Genomic DNA, 26,401 nt, shown 5'->3' with positions numbered 1-26,401 from the left:
TATAAATATTATAATACATGGTTATAATACAGATGTTTTTTAGAATAGCCATGTATCAGTATTAAAGCACATTTTTTGTATATCATCAATAAAACAACTTACATGGTATCCATCAGTAGCTGCATGATGTACTGTTATAGAAAGAGGGAGAAGTATTTTTTCATCTTTTTGATGATACTTACCTGATTCAACTGTAGGGAAATAATAATTTTCAAGACCATGATTATGTACAGTAAAGCTTTTAAAACTAATCAATGGAAGACATGAAACAGTATAGCAATTTTTTGGAGGATTAGGTTTTGCTAAAAAACCATAATTTTTTCCATATTGTTCAACATCATTTAAGTAACTCTTATAGAATATTGAAAAATCTTTATTGTATTCTGTCCATATTGATGAAAAAGTTTTATTATCATCATGAAAAATTGCATAGAATGGAGTTAAAGTATCCCAATATCCTAGTTCATTTTCATCATATGCAATCTTTAGTTCTTTATATCGATTTAAACAAGTTGTTACTATATATAGATATGCTGGATAAAATTTGATATTTTTCTTTTTCGTTTCATCAAGTAAATGAGTAATATCTATTTCTATAGTTAAATCAAATCCTACATTTGTCATCTTTGAAAAATAATAAAAATGTGTATATCGTTCCCAGTTTTGTAAGTCAATTTTATGGAATTGTTGTTTATTCATATAAAATCACCATATCCTTTATAAGATTTATTTGATTATCAATATCGTTATCTGTAAGTATTAAAACAGGTGCGGATGTCTTCATACTATCAAACAAGAACATTATGTGTGTTGCAAGTATTGTAGAATTACATTTTTTAAATTCATTTTTAGATTGTCCATAATCTATTAACTTCGAAAGTATTGTAATAGCTGAGTTATATCTTTTGTTCATATAATCACGCTGGTCTTTTTCTACAAAAGCAAATTCATGGATTGCAAAATCTAGTCCAGAATATTCACTTTGTATTTCTGACTTTTGTTGATTAAGAAAATACTCTAACATTTGCCTAGCTGATATATTTTCTTTGATACTTTCATCTAATAAATTTTTAGCATTGTCTTTATGAGAATTTAGCATATCAATAAAAATTTCTTTTGTTGAATTAAAATGTCTGTATAGACCACCACGACTTAAATTACATGCTTCACAAACATCTTTCATAGTTACATTACTGTAGCCTTTTTCAGAAAATAACCTTATTGAAGTATCAATAATAAATTGTTTAGTTTGTATTCCCTTTGTTGCCATAGATTTTCCTCCTTTGCGACATGCGTGTCGCTTTTGATTATAAGACACTTATGTCGCTTTGTCAATTTAAATTTATATAGTATAAAACAGTTAGGTGTAAGATAACTTAATTTATTTTAAATTAAGAAAGAAATTTATTAAAGATAGTAATAATAATATTGACTTTTAAAACTTACATATGTAATATATAAATTACTATCAATTATAATATTTAAGATACATATTTTTTATGAGTATATTTAAAAACAATAGACCAATAAAAAAGTATATAATTGATATATTTATGGGCTTATTTTAAATTTAAAGCTTACATATGTAATATATTGAAGAATAAGGGGGTTTGTATGAAAAAAAAGATAAAAACAAAGAAATTACTAATCCTTGGAGCTTTAATCTGTTTAGTTACAGTTATTATTGGTCTTACAATTAATTTTGTATTGAATGGATTTAATAAAATCAAACCAGATGAAGTATTAAAACAGTATATGTCTTTCGCAAATGAAAGACAATATGAAAAAATGTACAATCTATTAGATGAGAAAAGTAAACTAGAAAACAAAAAAGAAGATTTTATCTCTAGAAATAAAAAAATATACGAAGGAATTAGTGCACACAATATAAGTATTGATATTAAGGGCATTAAAAAAGATGAAGATGAAGGTACAAAAATAAATTATGATTCTAAAATAAACACTTTAGCAGGAGAAATCTCATTTTCAAATGAAGTATTGTTGACTAAAGACAAGCAAAAAAACTATAAAATAAGATGGCAGTCAAAAGTTATATTTCCAGAACTTGAAAATGATAATAAGGTTCTAGTATCAACACTTAAAGCTAAAAGAGGAAATATTTTAGATAGAAATGGTGAAGTACTTGCTGGTCAAGGTCTTGCATCTGTTATAGGATTAGTGCCTGGAAAGATGAGTAATAATGTAGAAGACCTAAAAAAACTATCTGATTTACTAGATATACCAGTTGAGAAAATCCAAAAAAAATTAGATGCATCTTGGGTAAAAGAAAATTCAATGGTACCTATAAAAACTATTGAAAAAATAGAAGAAAATCCAGATGGATCTGTAAAAGAAAAAGATAAATCATTACAAGAATCATTACTTAGCATTTCAGGAGTTAAAATATCTAATACAGAGGTAAGAGCATATCCACTAGGTGAAAAAGCTGGTCATTTAACTGGGTATGTTCAAAATGTGAATGCAGAAATATTAAAAGAAAAAAAGGGAAAGAACTACAATGTTAATAGCATAATAGGTAAAATTGGTTTAGAAAGTTTATTGGAAGACAGAATACGTGGTATTGATGGATGTGAGATTATCATAGCTGATAGATATGGAGATAAAAAAGAAACTTTAGCAATTGTTCCAAAGCAAGATGGGGAAGATGTCAAACTGACCATTGATTCGAAGATACAGAGTAAATTATATGACCAGTTGAAAAATGATAAAGGTTGCGCAGTAGTTATGAATCCTAAAACAGGAGAGATTTTATCTCTTGTAAGTAGTCCATCATACAATCCAAATGAATTTATACTAGGTATGTCAGGGGATAGATGGAAGGAACTCAATGAAAATGAAAATAAACCAATGTATAATAGATTTAAAGCCAGACTATGCCCTGGGTCTTCTTTTAAACCAGTTACTGCTGGTATTGGTATAACAACAGGAAAGATTAATCCTAATGAAAATTTTGGACATAGTGGTCTTAGTTGGCAAAAAGATTCTAGTTGGGGAAGTTATAAGGTAACTACATTAAAGGATTATGGAAATACTGTAAATATGAAAAATGCATTGATTTACTCTGATAATATTTACTTTGCCAAAGCAGCATTAAAAATAGGTGAAAATGTATTATCAAAAGAATTGTTAAAACTGGGATTTGAAGAAAGTATACCATTTGAATTTGGATTAGCTTCTTCAAAATTTGGTACTGACAATAAATTTGATACAGAAATACAATTAGCAGATAGTGGGTATGGTCAAGGTAAAGTACTTGTAAATCCAGTACATATGGCATCAATATATTCAACTTTTGTCAATGATGGAAGTATGATAAGGCCTTATCTTGAATTTAAAGAAAATCCACAGGCTGAATTCTGGAAAAAAGATGTGTTTTCTAAAGAGTCTGTGAAAATTATTCGTGATGATTTAATTCAAGTTATTGAAAATCCAAATGGAACAGGCCATAGTGCTAAAACTGAAGGAGTTACTATTGCTGGAAAAACTGGTACAGCAGAAATTAAAGCATCAAAAGATGATACTACTGGAACAGAGCTTGGATGGTTTAATGCTTTTACAGTTGATGAAAATAGTGACAAACAGTATTTAGCATTAGCTATGGTCGAAGATGTGAAACATCGTGGAGGAAGCCATTATGTTATACCTATTATAAAATCAGTATTTGAAGATTAATATGATGTATTAGAGATTATATTTTTGGCTTATTTTTAGATAAAAGTCAAACTAATAAGAGACTTCACTATATAGTGAAGTTTTTTATTAGTTCAAAAAATAAAATAGTGGCAACAATTGAGGATGTGAGGGAGAGTTGCCACTATTTGTATAGGGTATTATATTATGTTTTTAAGCTAGTTTTACTATCTTCTATGTTTATATAATAAACCTTGTATATGAATTTTATAGAGAATTAATTTGAATATTGTATGAAGTTTTTAAATCTTAAAGAAAAAGTATTAGGTTTTATGTAAATAAATAAAAACTTACATAAATATTTAAACTATTTATAAATAAAATCCCATATTTAGAGTATTTATATAGATATGTGTAAACAAATTACAACCATCAAATTTTTTTATTGTAATTTTAAAAGTATATTTGCATTAATTTGTCTTATATATTTTTTTATCATTTAAAATAGACAATGTTATTTTGGATGCTGTGATACCATTAGAATAATCTTTACTTTGAATGTTTGTTGCAAATAAATAAGTATTTCCATTTTTTTCTACATAGCCTATAAACCAACCATTTACATCTTTTCCATTTATATTAGCAGTACCAGTTTTTCCATAAAGCGATACTCCAGCTTCTTTAGATATCAATAATGAATCTTTTACAGTTTTTATATTGTCATCTTTAAATTCAAATTTATTTGTATAAAAATCTTTAAGTAAATTTACCTGTTCAATAGGTGAGATTTTCAAAGAAGATTCTAACCAATAGTTTGATATCCCAGATGAAACATCACAATTTCCATAGTTAATTTTTTTTAGATAAGTTTGTACTTTCTTCATACCATTTTTTTTGTCTAAATCTTGAAAATACCAGTTAACGGAGTTTTCCATAGCAGAAAATAAGTCATGGTCTTTGTTCCAAGAATCATTAGTAGAATACTTCCCATCCCAATGAATGTATGAATTATCTCTTGTTATCACACCATTTTCTAATCCCAACAAAGCACTATAAATTTTATAAGTGGAGTCTGGTGAAATTCTCGTTTTACTTTTTTCTTCATTATAAATATGATACTGATTTGACTCTAAATCATACATTACAAAACTTCCATCAAAACCCTTGAAATACTGACTTAAATCTTCATATAAAGTTTGATTACTTGTAATATTATATTTTTCATTGACATCTGCCATAATGGATAGTGTAGGGCTACTTCCAAATACAATTAAAGCTATTATTGTAAAAATTAAAATACTTTTAAGTTTTAAAGCTTTTGACTCAATTTGGAAATCTGTTATCTTTAATATACGTCTTTTTATTTGCTTTTTTGAACCACCAATATCTGAAGTAAGTGTGAGATTAGATGGCTTTGATAGATTGTCTATAAAATTTATTATGGTATGTCCATATTCTATGTAGCTATTCTCATCAAGTCTTTTTAAAACTGAAATATCACATGCAATCTCACGGTCTAATCTCATTTCTTTAAGTGCATACCAGATAAGAGGATTAAACCAATATAATATTTGGAAAAAACACATTAGATAATTTACTAAAATATCTTTGTTTTTAGAGTGTTGTAATTCATGAAGTAAAATATATCTTATGTCTTTTAAAGATAATTTAGATATAGATTCGCTTGGTAATATAATATGTGGCCTAAAGTATCCAAATGTAATAGGTGTATTTATAATAGATGATTTACATAGTATAAAATTCTTATCTAAACCTATATTTTCTTTACAGTGCTTAAAAAGTGAAAGTATCTCTTCATCTTCTAAAATTTGTACTGATTTTTTTATATTTCCTATTTTAAAATTACAATGAACTGTAATAATTATCATGGTTGTAATTCCAATTATCCATAATGTTAGCAATAAAATATTTAAATTATCGAAATTAGATTGACTCAAAGATACTGAAAAATCTTTTAATGCATTTGAATTATTAATTATACTGTCTGAAGAGTTTTTTACAATAGAAGTATTTGCTGTATTATTTTCAATCTGAGTAAAACTAGATATATAGCTAAATATATTTAAATGATTAATATATTTAAGCGGAATAAATGGGATTATTAACATTATAAGTATCATAAACCCGATATTGTATTGATACATTGCAGAAATATGTTTTTTTAATATTTTTTTAGCAAGCAAAATTATAATAATTAAAAAAGATAAGGTTATTGTGCTAAGCAAGAATCGAATAAAAAATGGAGCATACATACTTACTTATCCTCCTTAGTTTTCCTTTTATCTAAAATATGTCTTAATTCTTCTATATCATCTTCTGATAATTTATCATTCTCTAAAAAATTTAGTACCATAGAATTAAGTGTTCCATTATAAAAGCGATTTAAAAAAGAACTACTTTCTGTAGATACATACTCTTCTTCTTTAACAATTGGAGTATAAACAAAGACTCTGCTATTTTTTTCATATGCCAAAGCTCCCTTTTTAACCAAACGCAACAACATTGTCTGAATAGTCTTAGGACTCCACTTACTTGTTTTTACTAGCTTTTCAATCACTTCATTCGTACTAATAGGAGCATATTTCCAGATGATTTTCATTACTTGATATTCTGCTTCTGAAATCTGTGGTAGTTTTTTCATAAGATACCTCCTTATACTTACATTTGTAATATATAAAGTATATTATCATTAGTTTGCTTTGTCAATTTTTTTAAATAGTTCATTTTTAGTCATCTAGAAAGTACATGTATTTAAATATAAATAGTATTAATTAAGCTGTATATCTATGACTAATTAATCTGTATGTATGGTAAAAAATTAAATATAAGGATTATATTGACAGTTGAAAAAATGGTTGATATACTTATTGTTGATATAACAACTAAAATGGAGGTATAAATTATGATAATTACAGTTATAAATGGAAGCCCTAGAAAAAATGGGGCAACATCAAAGGTTTTGACTCAGTTATGCAAAGATATAAAAAAAATTAAACCAAATGTCAAAATCAATTTTTTTAATCTAAGTGAAGTCAATCCATCATATTGCATTGGTTGTTTAAATTGTTATAAAATAGGTAAGTGTATTAATCAAAATGATAAAGTAGAGTATATTCATGATATAATTACTAAGAGTGATGGCGTTATATTTGGTAGTCCAACTTATGGAAGTAGTGTAACTGGTCTTTTTAAGGTGTTTACAGATAGAGCTCATATGATGTTAGAGCGATTATTGTATCATAAACCATGTATAGCAGTTACAACATATGAAAATGCTCGTGGTTCAAAAGCTATTTCTTTTATGAAATCAATGGTTTTAGATTCAGGAGGTTATGTTTGTGGTCATTTATCTGTAAAGGTTGGATTTAATCAAAATCCTATAGTTGAAAGAGTAGAATCAAAGATACAAAAGGTATCTAAAAAATTTGTTTATTGTATAGAGGAAAAGAAAAATCCACCTGTGTTTTCTCAAATCTACGACTTTATTGCTATGAATATTATTTTAAAGCCAATGGCATTTAAAAATATTGAGCAATATAAAGGAATAATTGATAGATGGGAGGCGCAAGGTATTATTTAGATGGAGGTATTATGAGAGATTTTGAGAAATTATATGAAGTTACAAGTAAGTTAATAAGTACTTCATTGAAAGTAAAAGAAGATTTAAAAAAGATGTTTAAGCAAAATGGGTATGATATAACAACTGATCATTATGCTTTATTAAGATTTCTATGGGAACAAGATGGAATTTCTCAAATAGATTTGTGCGAAAAATCATGTAAGGATAAATCTAATACAACAAGAATTTTAGATGTTATGAAAAATAAAGGCTTGATTGTTCGTAAAGTAGATGTTAAAGATAGACGAAAATTTCAAATATTTTTAACAGATGTAGGCAGAGAATTAGAAGAGCCATTAAATAAAATTGCAGATATATATGCAACAGAGACATTTAAAACTATTTCAGATGAGGAGCTGTCTTTATTTACTGAAGCTTTAGATAAACTCAGTAAATAAGTATAAACTATGTTTTAAGAAGTCTTTTTAACTCATTGATGATACAAAACAATAGAAAGAGGGATAGGGATGAGTTCTAAGATTTATTATTTTTCTGGAACAGGAAACTCTTTAGTGGTTTCAAAGACTTTAAAAGAAATGTTAAATGAAAATGGGGAAGTAATACCTTTAGCTATACATAGAAAAGAAAGACATATAGACGTAAATGAAGATATATTGATAATTGTTTTTCCAGTTTATTTCGCTGATGTTCCTGATATAGTAAAGTTTTTTATAGATAAGTTAAATTTTAATAGTAATACTCATATATATGCTATTGCCACTTGCAATGGGGTGGCTGGACACAGTTTATTTACTATAGATAAATTACTTAAGAAAAAGGGTAAAAAATTATCTGCTGGTTTTTTAATTAATATGCCTGGAAATGCTTTGATAACACCTCCAGATGTTGAAGAGGAAAGATTGAGAAGTCAAACTAATAGAGTAGCTGAAGTTGCAAAATGTATCAATAACTTGGAATTTGGAAATATAGAGGGAAAAAACAATTTAAAGTCACATATAGATAGTGTTGTACTTCGTCTAGTAGGTAAAAACATGCAGATTGCCACCACTAAATTTTTTGCAGAAGATAATTGTAATGGGTGCGGAACATGCAAAAGAGTTTGTCCATTAGAAAACATAAGTATAGTTGACAGAAAACCAAAGTGGGGTAATGAGTGTGAAAGATGTTTAGCCTGTTTTCATTGGTGTCCAAAAGAGGCTATTAATATAAAAAAATCGTTTTTGACAGATAGAAAGAAGTATCACCATCCAGATGTTACAGTAAAGGATATATTTTTAGATAAATAGATATGTTTGATTTGTTCAATGATGGACAATATTAAAGGTTAGTGATAAATAATATTAAATAAAAATTTAAATTTACTATAAAAAAAGTACTATAATTATAACTTATGATTTGAAAAGTAGAGTGCCTCAAAGCGTTTTTATGAGGCACTTTTCTATTATTTTATAAGTTCTATCATTTTTTGAATATCTTCTGAGGCCATTTCGAATTTTGATTTTTCAATCAATAAGTTTCCACCAGTCATAATATATGATGGGAATATTCGTAAATTGTCATAATAAAGTTCATTATTACGAAGTTTGTATGTTGAAATAGAAGGAACTGCATTCTTTTTTGTATGTTTTTTAGTAATCATATTAAAAGATTTTTTTGCTACATCTCCCATTAACATTATTACCTTTAGATTACTGAATAATTTAATTTCTTCTTCTAAAATAGGCATGTGCGATTGAATAGTGTCGCGAGTTATTGTATATTCTGATTTAGGTAATTTTACTGCATTTGTTATATATATGCCTAGATTTAAGATATCGTTTATGCTAGATACTTTTATACCTGCATTTTGGAATAAAGGGATTGTATTTTTTAAGTAGTCAGCATGCTCATCTAAACTATAAAAATCATCATTAGGATTACTTGGTACAACTTCGTTAATCATTATAGTTTTTATAGAGTCTGTATCTATTGTTATATTGGGAAGATATGATAAGACTTCATTATCCTCAAAAAGATTATTATTTTTAATAAATTCATTTAAAGTTGATTTTATATTTATCTTCATATGTTTAAGCTCCTTAATTTTAAGCCTTAAATACTATAAAAAGTAATTGTAAAGCAAAAGAATTTTAAAAACATAATAGCACAATAAACATGACAACATAATGTCATGTTTATTAATTAATAACTTATATAAAGAATATCCTTTGAAAAGTTCAATTCTATTTAAAAACATAAATATGCCCTCCAGAAATAATATTAATCTATTACCATTATAAAAGAAATTAATTCTAAACTGTTATAAACCAAAGATAGCAAAATTACATTGACTTGTAAAGTTTTTAGAAGTACGATGTAAATATTAAAATTAATAAATCAATGTTTTTATAATGAAATGTATTAATAAGATTACATAAAGATTGGATGGAGATTTTATATGAAAAAAATGCCAGAAGGAAAAATAAATATAGATACACAGGAAGTATCACAACAAAAAGTTAGAGAATGGAAAGCTGTATATGAAAAATATAGAAGTACTTTAAATGTAAATGCTAAGTCTATTTTGGAATTAGTAGAATATTTGAAACAAAAGTATACACTAAAAGAAGAAGCTTCGGAAGAATTTAAAAATGTAGTCATTAATAATATTAAGTTAAACAAACCTTTTTCAAAAAAGATACCGAGCAATAAAGAATTAAAACCTATTGTATTTACAATTCAAAATGAAGGAAAAGCAAAGACTTTATATGAAAATCAAGAAGAAGTTTATAGTGGTTGTTCTATTGTTGTAGGTATGGAATTTGAAACAGGTTGTGTTTTTGTGGAAGGTAGTAGTGAACTTGCTGATGAAATAACTGCATTTAAAGGATTAGATGAAGATGATATAAATAATTATTATTTAGTAGCAAATTATGTTAGATGTATAAAGAAATATAATCTTATAGATGAATAAATACTTTAAATTAGGCAAATTAAATCTAGCTGACATACTGTAGAAAATCAAAAGAAATAGATAACTGTGTATTTAAAAGTCAATTAATGTGATTTTTCTCAAAATCGTTTGATTTTACAAATTGTATTAAACTTATATACTATTTTTGCTAATTTACTACTTTTAAACCATAAAATATATCAAGATACGAGAGTATATGTAAATATACACCAAATGAAAACATAAAAAAAGACCATAAATAAAGGCGATAGCAATATTTGTGGTCATAAAGATATATAATCAAAAAATCTATAGGATTATAGTTTTAAAAAGATAACTTATTATGTTTTATTTATAGATATTAATTTATTATTATCATTCTATAATATCTATACAATCAATAATATCCATTTTTTTAATTCTCCTTAAAGGAATAAGAGTGGCTATAATACATGCAACTATAGAAACAAGTGTAGCTTGTGAAATCGAAACAATTGGGATATTAGTAAAATCAATTTTTTCTATAGTAGCCATGTTTATTATAATAGCACTGGCATATCCTGCAATTGAACCAAATATAGAAGCAGAGATTCCATAATAACAACCTTCCCATAAAAACATTTTGTATAAACTACTGTTACTCATACCAATAGCTCTCTTAACTCCAATTTCATTAATTCTAGTATTAATGTTTGTATGAGTTGTGTTAATAATGTTTAAAGTACCAATCAAACCTACAAATAGTATAATAGTCCATGCTAAAAATTGTATTTGTTTGAAACTTTCTTTAAGTTGGTTGTCTGATTCAATATACGATATCCAACGAGAACCTGGATTGTTTTTGCAAATTTGTTCAATAGATAATTTTATTTCTTCTAAATTTGATTTATCTTTAGCATAAACATTTATCTGACTGAATCTATTTTTATTTGTTAGGGTGTCATATACAGTATCATATACAATAACATCAATACCATTTAACCAACCATTACCCTGCAAATTAATCATTTTATCTACAGTATTGTATACTTTTAATTGTTTTTTATTAATTGTAATATTATCCTTTGGTTTTAGATTTGTAGCCTTAAATTTTGTATCTGATGTAGAAATAGCAATTGGATTTTTTATAAGACATAGAGAGCCATTTTTGAAATCCTCCAATAAAGAATCTTTTACAGAAGGTATTAATTCTTTAAGAGTTTGTTCATCAACTCCAATAACTTTTAACATTTCAGAACCATTTTCAAAGTTAATATCTGTATTTATTTCCCCTTGTTTATATTCAGAGTATTTGATAAAAGAGGTACGATTGATATTTTTCATGTTAACTATTTTATCTAGCGTAGATTTATCAAAGCCAGGCACTTCATTTATTAAAGAAAAATCTCCTTTTTTTAAGTCACTAACCGATTTGGATACATCTAATACATTAGAAAATTCACTCAGTGCAACAAATACTGTTATACTCATAAATAATGATAGTATAGTTATTATAGTTCTACCTTTATTTCTTTTTAGATTTAGCCATGCTAGATGTCTTTCGAAGTTTTTGATTGGTTTTTCTCGTTTAATCTTAATTTTTCTTTTGATTTTGATAGTGCTACCAGCCATAGCAATTTTAGGAGAAACATGTGAAGCATATATTGCTGATGGTAAAGCCGCAACAAATGAAAATACTAGTGAAATACTAACACTTAATAATAGTGGAATTAAGTATGCTGTTGAATTTCTCTGTATAATCTCAGGCATTTGTTTACTGTCATTTACTAAAAATATATCTGGATTTAAAATATTCGTAACCATCTCAGTTATGCTTTCAGAAGAAACAATTCCAATTATAGCTCCAATAGGTATAGCGATAGCGCATAAAAATAAAATTTGTAAGATAATAATTTTATATAGTTGCCTTGGTTCAGCTCCAATTGCTCTTAAACATCCATACTCTTTGATTTTCTTTGTAACAGAAATTTTTAAAATATTATAGATTACAAGTCCAGAGGCCAGTAGTACTAAGAGTGCAACAAATAAAGATATTATTATAATTATAGACATGCTATCACTATTGGAACTGTTTTTATCTCCTTCAAAGTTAATTCCTAATGTATTTAAATAAACCCAGTTGTATTGAATTGAACTACGAGAAATATTGACTTTTTTGGCTAATTGATTTACAATTTCCTGAAATTTATTTTGTTGCTTTATTTTAAAATCCAATGATGATAAAGCATATCTTTTAGGTAATAGATTTTCTGATGTACCTTTACCTACAACACTATTTACTATTCCACTTGCATAGCCTGTGTAGTCATTTTCTAAAATACCACTTAGTTTAAAATTGGTTTTATAACCATAGGGTTGTTCTGTATCATTTAAGAGTGAGATATTTAAATCCATAGGAATAGTTATACCAAGTTTTGGTTTTATTCCCATAAGTTGTAAGGTGTTTTCATCTAAAGCAATCTCATTTTTATTTTTAGGAAGATTTCCAAACTTTAGTTTCATTAGTTTTGGATAGTTGGAAAGTCCTATTTTATCGTATTCTTTTACAAGTATAGAGATACCTGTATTCTTTATTTTACTAGTACCAAGTGTTGTTGAAAGACCAGCTTGGTAGATTCTATTATCTTTTTTTAGTTTATCAACTTGAGTTTTATTGAGTTGGTGAAAGGATACATGTCTATCACCATTAAAAGAGCGAGCTTGCTCTTTTCTTAAGTTTTGAAGTATGCCAATTGATTGACCTACTACAGTTGTCATTATAGTTGACATTATTATTGCAATAACAATTAATGTAGTCATAAGTTTTTGGTTTTTTAACTCTTTTATTGAAAGTGAAAGGTAATTCTTCATTACTATTTCACCTCCATAAGTACACCATCAATTATTGAAAGCTGTCTGTCAGCAAGCTTTGCAATCCTATCATCATGAGTTATTACTACTAGAGTCTTTTTAAATTGTTTTGATGTTTTAATAAGAAGATTCATAACTTCACTACCACTTTTGCTGTCTAAGTTTCCTGTAGGTTCATCTGCAAATATTACATTTGGCTTTGCAATTAATGCTCTAGCAATAGCAACTCTTTGTTGCTGACCTCCTGAGAGTTCATGTGGAAGATGATGCAATCTATCTGAGATTCCAAGCAATGATGAAATTTCATTTAAGTATTCTTTATCAGGTTGTCTTTTATCTAATAATACAGGCATTGAAATATTTTCTGAAGCTGTCAAAACTGGTAGTAGATTAAACTGTTGAAATACAAATCCAAAACATTTTCTTCTAAGAGTGGAAAGTTCCTTTTCACTATATTTATACATATCTTTCCCATCAAGTAATACCTGCCCAGATGTAGGACTATCTAATCCACTCAAGATATGTAAAAGTGTACTTTTTCCACTTCCAGAAGGTCCAATGATAGAAACAAATTCACCTGAGTTTATTTCTAAATCAATGTTGTTTAATGCAATAACTTTGTTGTTATTAGAACCATATATTTTTGATAGTTGTTTTGCTTTTATAATCATAAAAAACACACTCCTTTTTTATATAAGAAGAGTGTAAGTCATAAAACTCAATTTTCTCTCAACTTTTATACAATTATATAAATAAAAGTAAATTATAGACAAAAAGGATATAAATATATTTGAAATACTGTGTTAAAAAATAAGATAGATAGACTTATCTATATCTATTATTTTGAATCTCAATAGAAATTATAATTTAATAAAGAAATAAGAATAAAAAATTAAAATGAAATTTCCTTAGAGAAGTTTAATTAGTTTAAAGAAAATATTTAAAGAAAATTTATTAAAACTAGGCAGATTTAAGGGTATTTGTTGAGTACAATTCAATTCGTAGGGGTATAAGGGTTAAATGGATGTAATTTACTATTAAAGAAAAAGATTCCAAAATAAAGTAGGAGTTGCTATGAACATTTTTACTTAATATTTTTATTTGTTCATAGTGGTTGATATAGGAGGAGGATAACTACTAATAAAATTAACTGTAGCTTTGAAATATAAAGCTGTTATGGATTATTATTGTGATATAATAATTGTAAACATAAAATTAAACCAGATATTGGGAGGACTATAGAATATTGGGAAGACTATACAATATGAAGATAGTATTCGCAAAACTGCGAATAGGTGCAGTTCCACTTATCTTGAGCATTGCCCTAATTTTGACAGGTATATTGTCAGTTCGTTCTATCAACAACCTTGAGGGAGATGCACGTGTTATCAATTATACAGGTATTATCCGTGGTGCTACACAGAGACTGATAAAAAAAGAACTTGCTCATGTACAGGATGATAGTTTGATTGCACATCTAGATGATATACTAACAGGGCTTTCTAATGGAAGTGCTGAACTTAATTTAATAAGACTTGAAAGTGAAGAGTATCAATCATTATTAGTAGAAATGAAAAAGGATTGGTCAGATATTAAGGTAGAAATCATGAGTTATAGAGATGGCGGTTCTGGGGACAAACTGTTTGAGATGAGTGAAGATTACTTTAACTTAGCGGACCAGTTGGTAATGGCTGCAGAGGTATATACTGATAAAATCGTTCAAGATGCTCGAAATTTATTGTTTTATATTAATATAGTGTTTATATTGATGGCAGGGCTATGTACTGTTTTTGCTTTCTGCCAAGATAAACGTCGCAGAAGATTGATTGAAGTTGAAAATGAGAATAAACTAAAAAACGAACAGTTATCAAAAAGGTTGCAAGAATTGCTTGTTCCTATAAATGAAATAACAGAACTAATGTATATATCAGACATTGATACCTATGATTTGCTATTTGTCAATGAAGCTGGAAAGAAAACTTTCAATATCAATGACGAAGAGCATTTGAAGTGTTATAAAGTATTGCAGGGATTTGATTCTCCATGTTCATTCTGTCAGAATTCTATTCTAAAAAAGGATGAAAATTATACTTGGGAACATACAAACCCAATCACTAAACGCCACTACTTATTAAAAGATAGATTAATGGAGTGGGAGGGCCGCACAGCAAGAATGGAAATTGCATTTGATATTACTGAAGCAACTAATGAAAAAATTGAACTAGAGAGCCGTTTGAAGAGAGATAATGTTCTTGTTGAGTGTATTCGAGAACTTTATCGCAATCATGAAACGTTAGATGCTACTAATTATGTATTGGAACAGGTAGGAAATTTGTTTTTAGCTGAACGTGCCTACATTTTCTTATTTCATGGTGATAATCTATCTAATATTGCAGAATGGTGTAAAGAAGGTATAATTCCACAAATTGATAACCTACAGGATTTACCACAGTCAGATTTTGCAATGTGGCTCAATGTGTTTCAAAAGCGAGGCAATGTAGTTATTCATGATATAGAAGACTTAAAATTGACTATGGAATTTGAATATGAGATTCTTTTACAACAGAAAATTAAGCGTCTGGTCATGGTTCCATTAGAACGTAATGGAAAATTAGATGGATGTATTGGACTGGATAACCCCTCTATAAACTTAACGGAAAATGCAGCTACATTTCTTGAAACTCTTAGTTATTTTATTATGATTGCAATGCATAGAAATGAAAATGAGGAAGTTCTTTATCGTTTAAGTTATTTAGACACTCTTACTTCTTTTTATAATAGAAACCGTTATATTCACGATATTGATAACCTTGTGGGCGAAAAAAATTCTATTGGCGTAGTATATTTAGATGTAAACGGACTCAAGGAAATCAATGATAATTTGGGACATGATTCTGGTGATGAGTTGCTTAAAGCATGTGCAAAAATCATTCAAAATAGCTTTGAAATAGGTTCCTACTATCGAATTGGTGGTGATGAATTTGTAATTATTTGCATAGATATAAGTGAGAATGAATTCAATGAAAAAGTTCAAAAATTAAGGAATAATTTTATGAATGATGAATGTAAAGCTGCCATTGGTTCAAAATGGGAAGAAAATTGTGAAAATATTCAATTCATTATAAAAACTGCAGACGAACTCATGTATGCTGATAAAAAAGAATTTTATCATAACCATCGTGCAACAGGACGCTATCGACATAATACTGATGTATTAGAAGGTTCAGATAGATTGAAAGAAAAAAATATTTAATAAACAGTTTCAAGTTTATCTGTACATAAATTTATACATAAAGAGTAAAGAAGTTATTTAAGCAGAAGCATTAGTATGTTATTTGAATGATAATGGACTGAGTTAATTGACAGATAAATTTATTATTGTATTATAAAAATTAAATTTAATTAGCGAAATAGATTTTTATGTATTTGAAATGTGTTGTGTAAATCTATCTGATTTAAAAAAATCAGATAGATTATATTTATGTTTAAGGTTGCGTCTTTTTATTAGAATGTACGCTATAGGGTATATTTTAATAAAACTTAAAAGTTTATTATGTTTTATACAAGAAAATCTAGATTAAAAATTAAAGTACCTCTAGTCTTTTGTTGAGAACTTTGTTGTAATTTTAGCACCACCAATTGGATTGTTTTCAATAAAAATAGAGCCACCATGTTTCTCACATAATACTTTAGATATATAAAGACCCATACCAAAATTTAAGTTGTTATTATTTAAAGTCTTATCTTTATAAAAAGGTTTTAATGCTGATTTTATAGATTCTTCACTAAATCCCACACCATCATCTTCAATTACGAAAGTAAGGAATTCTTGCTCAAGGTATATAAGTATAGATATTTTATTTTTTGCATATCTAAATGCATTTGATATTATATTTTCAATAACTCTATGAATAATATTTTCATCAAATAATACGTTTATATTATCCACTTTATTTGTAATTTTAAAAGATTTTCCAGCTTGTTTTGATAGAATGGAGATATTGCTATCTAAGTTTTCTACAAAAGCATTTATACTTGATGTAGATTTTGTAATAACTAGGTCTTCTAATCGTTGAGCATTACTCATACTATTTACATAGTATTCAATTCTGTTGATATGTTCAGACATAAGTTGTGCAGTTGATAAAATTTTTTTATCACTAAGTTTTCCTGTTGGCATGTATTTTATTAAATAATCTGAGTATCCCTTTAGAACAGTAAGAGGATTTCTTAAATCATGAGAAAAAGCAGCATTAAGCTGTTTTCTATCGTCTATCATAGTCCACATTTTTATATTATTTTTATTTAGTTGCAACCTCATTTTCTCAAAAGCACTACACAGATTACCTAATTCGTCATTACTCTTATATTCTAAGTAAAAATCTAAGTTATTATTGGATATTTCGTTTGCTCCTTTATTAAGTATTTCAATAGGTATCTTTAATTTTACCTTATAAAAAATTATATCAGCCAATAATAGAAGTCCTATAAAAAATACGAGTGGGAGTATAAGCTGAAGTGTGCTAATTATATTAATCAATACTTTATCAAAATCACTATATTGATTTAAATTATTTTGCACTATGGTTATAGTTTCTGTGTATAAAGGAGTTTGTAAATATTTGTCTTGTATAGAGTGATATATGTAATTAAGTAAAATGTATGAGACTGTTGTAAGTACTGATGCTATAATTAATGAAGATAGAGTGAGAAAGAAAAAAGATTTTTTTAATGACATATTCTTTATTTTATCCATTTGTAACCAGCTCCCCATACTGTTTCTATGTAATTTTCAAGAGTATATCTTGATAATTTAATTCGTATTTTTCTGATATGTTCCATTATAACATCACTATTTCCATTTTTATCATAGCCCCATATTCTATCATAAATTCTCTCTCTATCAAATACTTGACCAGGGTTCGTAGAGAGAAGTTCTACGATATCAAATTCTTTTTTTGAAAGTGAAACTTGGTTATTATCAATGGAAATTGACCTTTTTTCATAGTCTATTACTAAATCTTTATAAAAATTGACTTTAGTATGATTTGATTTTCTTTGTTCGCGTCTTAAGTGAGCAGAGACTCTTGCCCCAAGTTCCTCTAAATCAAAAGGTTTTACAATATAATCATCAGCACCAACACGAAAACCATTAATTTTATCATAGTTTTCAATTTTGGCTGTTAAAAATAAGATAGGACATGATATATAGTTTCTAATTCTACTGCAAACTTCAATTCCATCTATTTCAGGCATGTTTATATCAAGTAGAATAATGTCTGGATTTTTAGATATTTTTTCTAGTGCTTCTTTTCCATTTTGAGCAGTGTAAACTTCATAATCATTTATTTCAAAATAATCTTTTAATAAAGTGGTGATTCCTTTCTCGTCATCTACAACAAGTATTTTACTGTTCATAAAAATTCTCCTTTCTAAATAAAACTTTTTAAACAACTTCTATTTTAGTATAAAAATCTCAAGAATTTCTCAAATTATTAAATTTACATAAAAATATAATAGTTTTAATGATTAAAATTAGTATATTTTTATATACTAAATAAATCAAGTGTCTAATTATTGGAAAATTTAAGCATGTAGTTAATAGTCTTTATTTGAGTATTCTAATTTTAATATATAAAGATGAATAATTTTCCAAAAGGGCATCTTGGGAGGAGTATTTTATGAAAGATAAAGTTATTTATTATTTTACATCAACTGGAAATAGCCTAAGTGTAGCAGAGAGTATATCGAATAAAATAAATGCAAATATAATTAGAATATGTGAAACAACTGATGTAGATTGTAATAGTGATATGATAGGATTTGTATTTCCATTATATTTTTGGGAGTTACCTAATCTTGTTTCTAAATTTATATCAAATCTAAATATTAAAAGTGATAAACCATATATTTTTGCTGTAGTAACTTGTGGAGGCATGATAGGTGGAAGTGCGCTTCATGATGTGAATGCTTTATTGAAAGAGAAGGGTCATGGACTAAATCTAGGTTCAAGGATACAGATGGTTTCTAATTACATTTGTGAGTTTAAAATAAAAGATGATAAAAAAATTGATAATTTACTTAGAAAAGCAGAAATCAAGGTTAATGAAGTGTCAGAAGATATTGTAAATAAGAAAAGTAATAAAATTGGCAAAACAAATTTTATATACAAGAAGTTTTATAAAAAATATATTTCATCTTGTGCAAATCAAGATAGCCATTTTTCAGTTGAAGATACCTGTATAGAATGTGGTATTTGTTCAAAAGTATGTTCTGTAAATAATATAGACGTTGAAAAGGGGAGACCGAAGTTTTTACACAATTGTGAACATTGTTTAGCATGTGTACATTGGTGTCCTAAGCAAGCGATTCAATGGAAAGATGTAACTAAAAATAAAAAGAGATACCATAATCCAAATATAAAGTTGGAAGATATGATAAGTGAGAAAAGTAAAGATATTTAATAAAAAATGACTACTATTAATCAATTAGTAACTAAGAGTAGTTGGGATAATTACCATAATAAAAACCCCATAAATATTTTAAATAATTAATTTAGGGGGTTTTATAATTTTTTATTTTAAAATATTAAGTTCATATAAGTCTGTTCTTCTATGTTTAAGTAATGGTAATTGTTGTCTTATGTCAGGAATTAAATCTCTATCAATATCAGCATAGATAATGCATTCCTTTTCATCAGCCTGAGCTATAATTTTTCCCCAAGGGTCTGAAATTCTTGAATTACCAAAAGCTATGTAAGAAGCATCTTTATTTCGAGCAGGTGCAGCACCAACATAAAATATCTGATTATCTAAAGCACGCATTCTGATAGATAATTCCCAATGTGCAGGTCCAGTTGTCATATTGAATGCTGCTGGCAAGATAACGATTTCTGCACCTTCAAGAGCCATTAAACGTGATAATTCAGGGAAACGAATATCATAGCAAATAGCAATACCCATCTTTCCATATTCAGTATCTATTATAGTAACATCATTTCCAGCAGTAAGAGTATCAGATTCTTTAAAGCTAACTTTTCCTGTAACTTCAATGTCAAATAAGTGCATTTTGCGATGTTTTCCAATTAAAGTTCCATTTTTATCAAATACATAACAAGTATTATAGATTTTGCTATCTTCTAACTCTGGAATACTACCAGAAATTAGATAAATACCATGTTTTTCGGCTAGTTTACTCAATGTATTTGTTGTTTCACCTGGATATTCTTCTGCAAATTTAGGAAAGTATTTATTTTCATATGGACAATTAAACATTTCCGGTAAAACCACAATTTTAGCCCCATTATTGGCAGCTTCTGTTACCATTTCTACAGCATGATTAATATTTTCAATCTTGTTTTCTGTAGTAATCATCTGACACACTGCAATTTTGTAGGAATTCATAAAAATTACTCCTTTCGATATTTTTATGTTATTATAACATATTAAATAAAAATTAGATATAAATACAAAATATGTAAGTTGAATATGTTATATAACCAAAGAGTACAAATTACTATAGATATATATTTTAATTTATACTCTTATAATTTATATCATATCAATATATTGACTTTTTTTACCTATGTTGCTAGTATTATTTTAAAGACAATAAAATAATACTAGAGTTTTATAGGGTTCCGCAATTATTAATGATTGGTCTGGTCCAAGATAAAACCCACAACATAATTTTGTTGTGAACACGGAAGGATAAAAACCTGGGAGATATTTTATAATATTTCTCAGGTTATTTTATTGCTAAAAAAGAGATATATTATTTGAAAAGAGGGATGATTTATATGAAATGGTTATTTTTATTTATTGCAGGACTATTTGAAGTTTTTTGGGCATTTCAATTAAAAAATTCACATGGATTTTCTAAGTTGACTCCAAGTATACTTACTGTTGTTGGGATGATTGTTAGTTTTTATTTTTTATCATTGGCGCTTAAACATCTTCCGCTTGGAACGTCATATGCCATATGGACTGGAATTGGTACAGTTGGAACTGCTATTGTAGGAATTGCTCTTTTAAATGAACCAGTTAATATGGCTAGAATTTTATGTATAGGTCTTATTGTAGTGGGGATTGTAGGATTGAAATTATTATCTAGTAACTAATAAGTATGAATTAGGATAAATAGTAGGAGGTGATAGTTATAGAATATAGAAGCTAATTTATAGGAATTAAGTGCATCGGCAGAATAAAAGATGCTATAAAGTTAGAAATTATAAAATGTTGTAATAATACAATAAAAAAGCTATGAAATTAGAAATTATAAAATGTTTTAAAGTAATTGATATTTTATAGAATTTCTGATTCATAGCTTGTTTTTATTTATAAGTTTATTAGATTTGTATTTGAAAATTATATGTATATATTCTGTATAATTATTTTGCTAATAATAAAGCAGTTAAATCCATAGGGTCAACTATTACACCATCTTTATAAACACGCATATTTCCAGATGCTATCTCATCTATTAATATTACTTCATTATTGTAGAATCCAAATTCAAACTTAATATCATAAAGTTCAAGTCCTTTTTCAGCTATAGTATCACGAACTATGTTAGAAATTTTTTGAGTCATACTCTTCATTGAATCAAATTGAGCTTGAGTCATAATATTTAAAGCTTCTAAACCTTCAGATGTTATAAGTGGGTCACAACGGTCATCATCTTTTAAAGTTGCTTCTACATAACAGTCTAACTTAGCTCCTTCTTCAACACATGAACCATAACGACGTAAGAAACTACCAACAGCTCTATAACGACAAATAACTTCTAATCCATTACCAAAAACTTTTGCTGGTAACACTTCCATAGTTGCATCTTCTAAATTAGCACTTACATAATGAGTTTTAATTCCAGCATTGTTTAGAATTTCAAAGAACTTAACAGATGTTTCTAAATTAGCCTTACCAATTCCATCTATGCTTAGCCCTACAGTATTTTCACCTGGATCGAATACACCATCTTTGCCAGTTACATCATCCTTAAATTTAAGTAAGAAATTTCCATTATCTAATTCAAAAACATCTTTAGTCTTTCCTTGATACACTTTTTTCATAAACAACCTCCAAAATATTAAATTATTATATTGAATAAGGCATTAGTGTCAAAAAAGTTCTGGTATTCGTATAAAAATCTATATTGATGCCTTATATTTAATATTATATCACAAAAATAGAGAATTTTTCCGAACATTTTTATAAAAATAATAAAAAAAGTACATTTTATGAAAAAATTTAGAAAAGTACTCAGAAAGAAAGTGAGTGTCATTTGTATTAACACACATAAGTTTTTGTAGGAAAATTTTTTGACACACTTTGACACACATATAATAACAGTGTGATAAATGGCATGAAAACTATATTTACAAATGTTGGCATAAAAATTGCTCTATATATTTTACATAAAAAAGATGAGTATATATCTAAATAAAATAAACAATAGAGGTGGTTAATGTGAAGTCAGTTAAGTTCTATGGTGTAAGAGATACAAGAGTAGAGAATGCAGATATACCTAAAATATTAGAAAAAGATGATGTAATAGTTAAAGTAAAAGTTGCTGGTATATGTGGCTCTGATATATCAAAATACTCAAAGACAGGCCCTCATATGGTGGGAGAAATCTTAGGACATGAATTTTCAGGAGAAGTAGCAGAAGTTGGTATAGAAGTAAAAGATTTTAAAATAGGAGATAGAGTTGCTGTTTGTCCAGCTATGCCATGTTTTGAATGTGATGAATGTAAAAAAGGGTTGTATTCAAGATGTAATAATGTAGCAATAATAGGCAATAAAGAGCTTGGAGGATGTTTTGCTGAATATACAAAGGTAAAGGAAAGAAATTTGATAAAAATACCAGAAGAAATAAGTTATGAAACGGCTGCTGCTTTAGAACCAGTGTGTATAGCAGGGCATGGACTTTTTAGGTCAGAAACTAAGGTAGGAGATACTGTTGTAGTACTTGGAACAGGGCCAATAGGCTTATTTTCAATACAATGGGCAAAAATATTTGGTTCTACAAAAATAGTGGCTATAGATGTATTTGATGAGAAATTAGAATTAGCGAAGGAATTAGGAGCAGATATTTGTATAAATGCAAAAGAAAAAAATATTGTAGAAGAGATAAAAAAATTAACTAATGGAGCTGGAGCAGACATTGTTATTGAATCAGCAGGAACTCCAATGACATGTGGTCAGGTATTATTATTAGCCAAAAAAGGTGGGACAGTACTGTATGCAGGAGTACCATATGGAGATGTAGCTTTAAGCAGAGAACAATTTGAGAAGATAGTGAGAAGTGAGCTAACTGTGAAAGGAACTTGGTTTGGAAATTCATTTCCATTTCCAGGAAAAGAATGGAGTGCTGGCTTGTATCATATGCAAAAAGGTGACATGAATGTTGAGAAATTGGTGACACACAGAATAAACTTAGATGAAGTGCCAGATTATTTTGAAAAAATATACAAAAGAGACATTTTCTTTGGTAAGATAATGATTAATGTGGCTAATTAAGGTAGAGCAATAAAGATAGTAATTTATAATGTATATAAAAAAGTTAAGAGAGGTATGATTCATATGGCAGGAATAATTATAGCTGCACATGGGAATATGGCTAAAGCAATGTTAGAAAGTGCTGAATTAATAGTAGGGAAACAAGAAAAAGTAGAAACTTTAGGATTAAACCATGGTGACAGTATAGATGAGTTTAGTAGAAAATTAGAAAATGGAATTGAAAAATATAAAGATGAAGGTATTTTAGTATTACTTGATTTTTATGGAGGAACTCCTTTCAATACATCTGCTGTTATAATAAATAAATTTGCTAAGGAATGTGAATTAGAATGTTTAACAGGTGTAAATTTGCCTATGCTTTTAGAGCTGTTTTTAAACAGAGATACTATGAAATTAAAAGATTTAAAAAATTTATGTGAAGAAGTTGGAGTTTCAGGAATTAAAGATGTAAAAGCAGCTTTAAATATATAAAATAAATTAAAATTTTGGAGGAATTATTATGAGCAATATAGCATTAACAAGAATTGATGATAGATTAATACATGGGCAAGTTATAACTGCTTGGTGTAAGATTACATCAGCAAAGAGGATAGTAATAGTAGATGATTTAGTTGTAAAAGACCCTTTTATAGTTCAAGTATTACAAATGGCAGCACCTTCAACTGTTAAGGTTGAAGTGCATGATATAGAATCAGGTTCTGAAGTTTTAAAATCATATGATGGAGATGAAAATTTAATAGTATTAGTTAAATATCCTAAAACTGTTTTAGGTCTAGTAAATAATGGAGTAGATTTAAAAGAATTAAATGTTGGGGGTATGGGTGCTGGTCTTGGAAGAAAAAGTTTTTATAAGAATATATCAGTATCAGATGAAGAGAAAGAAATATTTAGGGAATTAATATCAAAGAATGTTAAGTGTTTTATACAAATAGTTCCAGATGCAAAGAAAATTGATGTAGGAACATTGTTGTAAGACCTATTTTGTAAATATTTAAAATTAAATAAGGAGGAAGAACATGCAAATTTCACTAATTCAAGCAGTTTTAATAGCAATTTTTTATTATCTTTCTTGGAGTCCATGGCTAACTTATGTTGGATTTTTTACATGGAATAGACCTTTATTAGCTGGATTTGTAACAGGAATTATACTAGGAGACCCAGTTCAAGGAGCAATTATAGGTGCAGGTATAAATATGATATATTTAGGATTCATATCAGCAGGAGGGGCTCAAATGGGAGACCCAGCTTTTGCAGGATATGTGGGGACTGCTTTAGCTATAGCATCTAATTTGGATGTAAGTACTGCAATGGCAATAGCTGTTCCATTAGGTACTGTTGCAACTGTACTTTGGATAGGTAAAATGACAGTCAATTCTTTTTTTGCACACTGGGCAGATAGAGAGGTTCAAAAAGGAAATATAGATAAAGTAGCATTTATAAATATAGTTCCACCTCAGATACTATTGTTTGTAATGAGTTTTATACCAGCATTATTAGTTGTTTATTTTGGGCCAAATGCAATAGATGGAATGTTAGAAGTAATGAATGATAATGTGTTACATGTATTCAATGTAATTGGAGCTATGTTACCAGCGTTAGGAATTGCTATGAACTTAAAATTAATTGGAAATAAGTTTACTATGCCATTTTTCATATTAGGTATATTAATGGCTGTTTATTTTAAAGTAGATATAATAGTAATATCTGTTATTGGAGTAATACTTGCTCTTACAATTACTTCAATTAAATATGGAAAAGATGGTGCGACATCTTAAATATATAAGAAAGGGGAAAAAATTATGTCAGATACAAAAAGTGAAGTAGCTAAGAAAACGTTAAGCAAAAAAGATGTGATAAAGTCATGGCTAAGATGGTTTTTCTTTGCACAATCTAACTACAATTATGAAAGATTACAATCAACAGCATTTTCACATTCAATGTTACCAGTACTTAAAAAGTTATATCCAGATAAAGAAGAGTTAAAGCAAGAAGTAGAAACTCACTTGGCATTTTTTAATACAGAGCCTATATGTGGATGTGTTATACATGGAATAACAATAGCTATGGAAGAAGAAAAAGCTAATGGTGCAGATGAAATAAGTGGTGATGGTATGAATGCCATAAAGACAGGTTTAATGGGACCATTGGCAGGTATTGGAGATACTTTAACTCAAGGAGTTATAACACCTATAGTATTAGCTGTTTGTATTGGTTTAACTGAGGGAGGAGCATCAATTGCAGGACCGATATTATTTGTATTGGCTCAATATATAATAATGACTTCAATTTCATTTGGAATGTGGACAAATGGATACAAGTATGGTAAAAAAGCTGTTGAAAGTATACTTCAGGGTGGAATAGTAAATAAAGTTATAGAAGGTGCTTCTATACTAGGGACTTTAGTTATGGGCGGACTAGTAGGTAGATTTATTAATTTATCTACACCAATAAGTTATACTAGTGGAGATTTTAAATTTAGTCTTCAGACAGATTTACTTGATAAGATATTTCCAGGGTTAATTCCTTTGGTACTTACTTTATTGGTACTCTTTGCTTTAAAGAAAGGTCTTTCTCCAATAAAAATAATGGGTATATTGATAGTGGTAGGTGCTATTACAGGTATATTAGGATTATTTTAAATAAATGCATATGATGTATTGATGAGGATTTTAGATAAATTGGCTATATCTATAAAATACAATAGCAATTAGGGTAAATTAGATTATTAATAGATTAAGATTTAAGCTTTAAGTTTTAAGCTTAGATAAGTAGTGTAGAATATATAATTTTGTAAAAGGTATCTCAAAATGATTTTTAAATCATAGGTGAGATACTTTTTTATTTATG

General features: G+C 27.7%; 24 protein-coding genes. 13 read left to right on the top strand and 11 right to left on the bottom strand.

What is annotated here, in order from left to right; translation table 11 throughout:
* Positions 1 to 39: 39 nt before the first annotated feature.
* Both JJC01_17950 and JJC01_17945 read right to left on the bottom strand, forming a co-directional pair.
* Positions 40 to 699 (bottom strand): chloramphenicol acetyltransferase CAT, encoded by a 660-nt coding sequence (locus JJC01_17950; GenBank protein UDN58020.1) that lies wholly within the window; start codon positions 697 to 699, stop codon positions 40 to 42.
* Entirely contained in the window at positions 692 to 1,270 is a 579-nt protein-coding gene (locus tag JJC01_17945) for a TetR/AcrR family transcriptional regulator (GenBank protein ID UDN58019.1), read from the bottom strand. The genes JJC01_17950 and JJC01_17945 overlap by 8 nt, the downstream gene beginning before the upstream one ends.
* Positions 1,271 to 1,614: 344 nt before the next feature.
* Here JJC01_17945 and JJC01_17940 point away from each other — a divergent pair, with 344 nt between their 5' ends.
* Positions 1,615 to 3,693 (top strand): penicillin-binding transpeptidase domain-containing protein, encoded by a 2,079-nt coding sequence (locus JJC01_17940; protein UDN58018.1) that lies wholly within the window; start codon positions 1,615 to 1,617, stop codon positions 3,691 to 3,693.
* A gap of 428 nt (positions 3,694 to 4,121) precedes the next feature.
* Here JJC01_17940 and JJC01_17935 read toward each other — a convergent pair whose 3' ends face one another.
* Together JJC01_17935 and JJC01_17930 are read right to left on the bottom strand one after the other, a co-directional pair.
* A complete protein-coding gene (locus tag JJC01_17935) occupies positions 4,122 to 5,924 on the bottom strand; it encodes a BlaR1 family beta-lactam sensor/signal transducer (protein UDN58017.1) in 1,803 nt (600 codons plus the stop codon).
* A 2-nt stretch (positions 5,925 to 5,926) separates the two neighbouring features.
* Entirely contained in the window at positions 5,927 to 6,313 is a 387-nt protein-coding gene (locus JJC01_17930) for a BlaI/MecI/CopY family transcriptional regulator (GenBank protein ID UDN58016.1), read from the bottom strand.
* A gap of 261 nt (positions 6,314 to 6,574) precedes the next feature.
* On the opposite strand from JJC01_17930, the gene JJC01_17925 reads away from it, so the two are divergent.
* The 3 genes from JJC01_17925 to JJC01_17915 all read left to right on the top strand — a co-directional run bounded on the left by JJC01_17925 (position 6,575) and on the right by JJC01_17915 (position 8,538).
* Positions 6,575 to 7,252 (top strand): flavodoxin family protein, encoded by a 678-nt coding sequence (locus JJC01_17925; protein ID UDN58015.1) that lies wholly within the window; start codon positions 6,575 to 6,577, stop codon positions 7,250 to 7,252.
* The gene (locus JJC01_17920) at positions 7,228 to 7,689 is read left to right on the top strand and encodes a MarR family transcriptional regulator (GenBank protein ID UDN58014.1); all 462 of its coding nucleotides are present in this window, start codon (positions 7,228 to 7,230) and stop codon (positions 7,687 to 7,689) included. Before JJC01_17925 ends, JJC01_17920 begins: the two co-directional genes overlap by 25 nt.
* A gap of 69 nt (positions 7,690 to 7,758) precedes the next feature.
* Positions 7,759 to 8,538, top strand: a complete 780-nt coding sequence (locus JJC01_17915; protein ID UDN58013.1) for an EFR1 family ferrodoxin — start codon at positions 7,759 to 7,761, stop codon at positions 8,536 to 8,538.
* A gap of 155 nt (positions 8,539 to 8,693) precedes the next feature.
* Here the strand turns inward: JJC01_17915 and JJC01_17910 are convergent, their stop codons facing one another.
* Positions 8,694 to 9,317 carry a uracil-DNA glycosylase family protein gene (locus tag JJC01_17910; GenBank protein UDN58012.1) on the bottom strand — a complete coding sequence of 208 codons (624 nt, stop codon included), beginning with the start codon at positions 9,315 to 9,317 and terminating at the stop codon, positions 8,694 to 8,696.
* Between the two features lie 372 nt (positions 9,318 to 9,689).
* On the opposite strand from JJC01_17910, the gene JJC01_17905 reads away from it, so the two are divergent.
* Entirely contained in the window at positions 9,690 to 10,205 is a 516-nt protein-coding gene (locus JJC01_17905; protein UDN58011.1) for a hypothetical protein, read from the top strand.
* Positions 10,206 to 10,559: 354 nt separating this feature from the next.
* Here JJC01_17905 and JJC01_17900 read toward each other — a convergent pair whose 3' ends face one another.
* Positions 10,560 to 13,034: an ABC transporter permease gene (locus JJC01_17900; protein UDN58010.1), complete on the bottom strand. Its 2,475-nt coding sequence runs from the start codon at positions 13,032 to 13,034 to the stop codon at positions 10,560 to 10,562.
* A 2-nt stretch (positions 13,035 to 13,036) separates the two neighbouring features.
* Positions 13,037 to 13,705 (bottom strand): ABC transporter ATP-binding protein, encoded by a 669-nt coding sequence (locus JJC01_17895; protein UDN58009.1) that lies wholly within the window; start codon positions 13,703 to 13,705, stop codon positions 13,037 to 13,039.
* A gap of 593 nt (positions 13,706 to 14,298) precedes the next feature.
* On the opposite strand from JJC01_17895, the gene JJC01_17890 reads away from it, so the two are divergent.
* The gene (locus tag JJC01_17890) at positions 14,299 to 16,287 is read left to right on the top strand and encodes a diguanylate cyclase (protein UDN58008.1); all 1,989 of its coding nucleotides are present in this window, start codon (positions 14,299 to 14,301) and stop codon (positions 16,285 to 16,287) included.
* A gap of 342 nt (positions 16,288 to 16,629) precedes the next feature.
* Here JJC01_17890 and JJC01_17885 read toward each other — a convergent pair whose 3' ends face one another.
* Positions 16,630 to 17,790 carry a sensor histidine kinase gene (locus JJC01_17885; GenBank protein UDN58007.1) on the bottom strand — a complete coding sequence of 387 codons (1,161 nt, stop codon included), beginning with the start codon at positions 17,788 to 17,790 and terminating at the stop codon, positions 16,630 to 16,632.
* Complete coding sequence (locus JJC01_17880; protein UDN58006.1) at positions 17,778 to 18,452, bottom strand: response regulator transcription factor; 675 nt, start codon at positions 18,450 to 18,452, stop codon at positions 17,778 to 17,780. The genes JJC01_17885 and JJC01_17880 overlap by 13 nt, the downstream gene beginning before the upstream one ends.
* Before the next feature lie 263 nt (positions 18,453 to 18,715).
* On the opposite strand from JJC01_17880, the gene JJC01_17875 reads away from it, so the two are divergent.
* Positions 18,716 to 19,498 carry an EFR1 family ferrodoxin gene (locus tag JJC01_17875; protein UDN58005.1) on the top strand — a complete coding sequence of 261 codons (783 nt, stop codon included), beginning with the start codon at positions 18,716 to 18,718 and terminating at the stop codon, positions 19,496 to 19,498.
* Positions 19,499 to 19,609: 111 nt separating this feature from the next.
* Here JJC01_17875 and JJC01_17870 read toward each other — a convergent pair whose 3' ends face one another.
* Positions 19,610 to 20,437, bottom strand: a complete 828-nt coding sequence (locus tag JJC01_17870) for a carbon-nitrogen hydrolase family protein (protein UDN58004.1) — start codon at positions 20,435 to 20,437, stop codon at positions 19,610 to 19,612.
* Positions 20,438 to 20,832: 395 nt separating this feature from the next.
* On the opposite strand from JJC01_17870, the gene sugE reads away from it, so the two are divergent.
* Positions 20,833 to 21,153 carry a quaternary ammonium compound efflux SMR transporter SugE gene (sugE, locus tag JJC01_17865; GenBank protein ID UDN58003.1) on the top strand — a complete coding sequence of 107 codons (321 nt, stop codon included), beginning with the start codon at positions 20,833 to 20,835 and terminating at the stop codon, positions 21,151 to 21,153.
* A 270-nt stretch (positions 21,154 to 21,423) separates the two neighbouring features.
* Here sugE and JJC01_17860 read toward each other — a convergent pair whose 3' ends face one another.
* Entirely contained in the window at positions 21,424 to 22,104 is a 681-nt protein-coding gene (locus JJC01_17860; protein ID UDN58002.1) for a phosphoribosylaminoimidazolesuccinocarboxamide synthase, read from the bottom strand.
* 397 nt (positions 22,105 to 22,501) lie between these two features.
* Here JJC01_17860 and JJC01_17855 point away from each other — a divergent pair, with 397 nt between their 5' ends.
* The 5 genes from JJC01_17855 to JJC01_17835 are packed head-to-tail and all read left to right on the top strand — an operon-like array spanning position 22,502 to position 26,193.
* Entirely contained in the window at positions 22,502 to 23,554 is a 1,053-nt protein-coding gene (locus tag JJC01_17855; protein ID UDN58001.1) for a galactitol-1-phosphate 5-dehydrogenase, read from the top strand.
* A gap of 54 nt (positions 23,555 to 23,608) precedes the next feature.
* Complete coding sequence (locus JJC01_17850; GenBank protein UDN58000.1) at positions 23,609 to 24,025, top strand: PTS sugar transporter subunit IIA; 417 nt, start codon at positions 23,609 to 23,611, stop codon at positions 24,023 to 24,025.
* Between the two features lie 28 nt (positions 24,026 to 24,053).
* Positions 24,054 to 24,527, top strand: coding sequence for a PTS sugar transporter subunit IIB (locus JJC01_17845; protein ID UDN57999.1), 474 nt, complete (start codon positions 24,054 to 24,056; stop codon positions 24,525 to 24,527).
* 43 nt (positions 24,528 to 24,570) lie between these two features.
* Entirely contained in the window at positions 24,571 to 25,329 is a 759-nt protein-coding gene (locus tag JJC01_17840; GenBank protein ID UDN57998.1) for a PTS sugar transporter subunit IIC, read from the top strand.
* A gap of 24 nt (positions 25,330 to 25,353) precedes the next feature.
* Positions 25,354 to 26,193 carry a PTS system mannose/fructose/sorbose family transporter subunit IID gene (locus tag JJC01_17835; GenBank protein UDN57997.1) on the top strand — a complete coding sequence of 280 codons (840 nt, stop codon included), beginning with the start codon at positions 25,354 to 25,356 and terminating at the stop codon, positions 26,191 to 26,193.
* The last annotated feature ends 208 nt before the right edge of the window (positions 26,194 to 26,401 follow it).

Origin of the sequence: Clostridioides sp. ES-S-0010-02, assembly GCA_020641055.1 — a bacterium.
Lineage (GTDB): Bacteria > Bacillota > Clostridia > Peptostreptococcales > Peptostreptococcaceae > Clostridioides.
The sequence above is the reverse complement of the archived record's forward strand: the minus strand, read 5'-3'. Positions and strand labels throughout refer to the sequence as shown.

What these genes read in the sequence shown, in the direction of transcription:
- JJC01_17950 (UDN58020.1), bottom strand. Translation starts at nt 699, where the DNA reads ATGAATAAACAACAATTCCATAAAATTGACTTACAAAACTGGGAACGA.
- JJC01_17945 (UDN58019.1), bottom strand. Translation starts at nt 1,270, where the DNA reads ATGGCAACAAAGGGAATACAAACTAAACAATTTATTATTGATACTTCA.
- JJC01_17940 (UDN58018.1), top strand. Translation starts at nt 1,615, where the DNA reads ATGAAAAAAAAGATAAAAACAAAGAAATTACTAATCCTTGGAGCTTTA.
- JJC01_17935 (UDN58017.1), bottom strand. Translation starts at nt 5,924, where the DNA reads ATGTATGCTCCATTTTTTATTCGATTCTTGCTTAGCACAATAACCTTA.
- JJC01_17930 (UDN58016.1), bottom strand. Translation starts at nt 6,313, where the DNA reads ATGAAAAAACTACCACAGATTTCAGAAGCAGAATATCAAGTAATGAAA.
- JJC01_17925 (UDN58015.1), top strand. Translation starts at nt 6,575, where the DNA reads ATGATAATTACAGTTATAAATGGAAGCCCTAGAAAAAATGGGGCAACA.
- JJC01_17920 (UDN58014.1), top strand. Translation starts at nt 7,228, where the DNA reads ATGGGAGGCGCAAGGTATTATTTAGATGGAGGTATTATGAGAGATTTT.
- JJC01_17915 (UDN58013.1), top strand. Translation starts at nt 7,759, where the DNA reads ATGAGTTCTAAGATTTATTATTTTTCTGGAACAGGAAACTCTTTAGTG.
- JJC01_17910 (UDN58012.1), bottom strand. Translation starts at nt 9,317, where the DNA reads ATGAAGATAAATATAAAATCAACTTTAAATGAATTTATTAAAAATAAT.
- JJC01_17905 (UDN58011.1), top strand. Translation starts at nt 9,690, where the DNA reads ATGAAAAAAATGCCAGAAGGAAAAATAAATATAGATACACAGGAAGTA.
- JJC01_17900 (UDN58010.1), bottom strand. Translation starts at nt 13,034, where the DNA reads ATGAAGAATTACCTTTCACTTTCAATAAAAGAGTTAAAAAACCAAAAA.
- JJC01_17895 (UDN58009.1), bottom strand. Translation starts at nt 13,705, where the DNA reads ATGATTATAAAAGCAAAACAACTATCAAAAATATATGGTTCTAATAAC.
- JJC01_17890 (UDN58008.1), top strand. Translation starts at nt 14,299, where the DNA reads ATGAAGATAGTATTCGCAAAACTGCGAATAGGTGCAGTTCCACTTATC.
- JJC01_17885 (UDN58007.1), bottom strand. Translation starts at nt 17,790, where the DNA reads ATGGATAAAATAAAGAATATGTCATTAAAAAAATCTTTTTTCTTTCTC.
- JJC01_17880 (UDN58006.1), bottom strand. Translation starts at nt 18,452, where the DNA reads ATGAACAGTAAAATACTTGTTGTAGATGACGAGAAAGGAATCACCACT.
- JJC01_17875 (UDN58005.1), top strand. Translation starts at nt 18,716, where the DNA reads ATGAAAGATAAAGTTATTTATTATTTTACATCAACTGGAAATAGCCTA.
- JJC01_17870 (UDN58004.1), bottom strand. Translation starts at nt 20,437, where the DNA reads ATGAATTCCTACAAAATTGCAGTGTGTCAGATGATTACTACAGAAAAC.
- sugE (UDN58003.1), top strand. Translation starts at nt 20,833, where the DNA reads ATGAAATGGTTATTTTTATTTATTGCAGGACTATTTGAAGTTTTTTGG.
- JJC01_17860 (UDN58002.1), bottom strand. Translation starts at nt 22,104, where the DNA reads ATGAAAAAAGTGTATCAAGGAAAGACTAAAGATGTTTTTGAATTAGAT.
- JJC01_17850 (UDN58000.1), top strand. Translation starts at nt 23,609, where the DNA reads ATGATTCATATGGCAGGAATAATTATAGCTGCACATGGGAATATGGCT.
- JJC01_17845 (UDN57999.1), top strand. Translation starts at nt 24,054, where the DNA reads ATGAGCAATATAGCATTAACAAGAATTGATGATAGATTAATACATGGG.
- JJC01_17840 (UDN57998.1), top strand. Translation starts at nt 24,571, where the DNA reads ATGCAAATTTCACTAATTCAAGCAGTTTTAATAGCAATTTTTTATTAT.
- JJC01_17835 (UDN57997.1), top strand. Translation starts at nt 25,354, where the DNA reads ATGTCAGATACAAAAAGTGAAGTAGCTAAGAAAACGTTAAGCAAAAAA.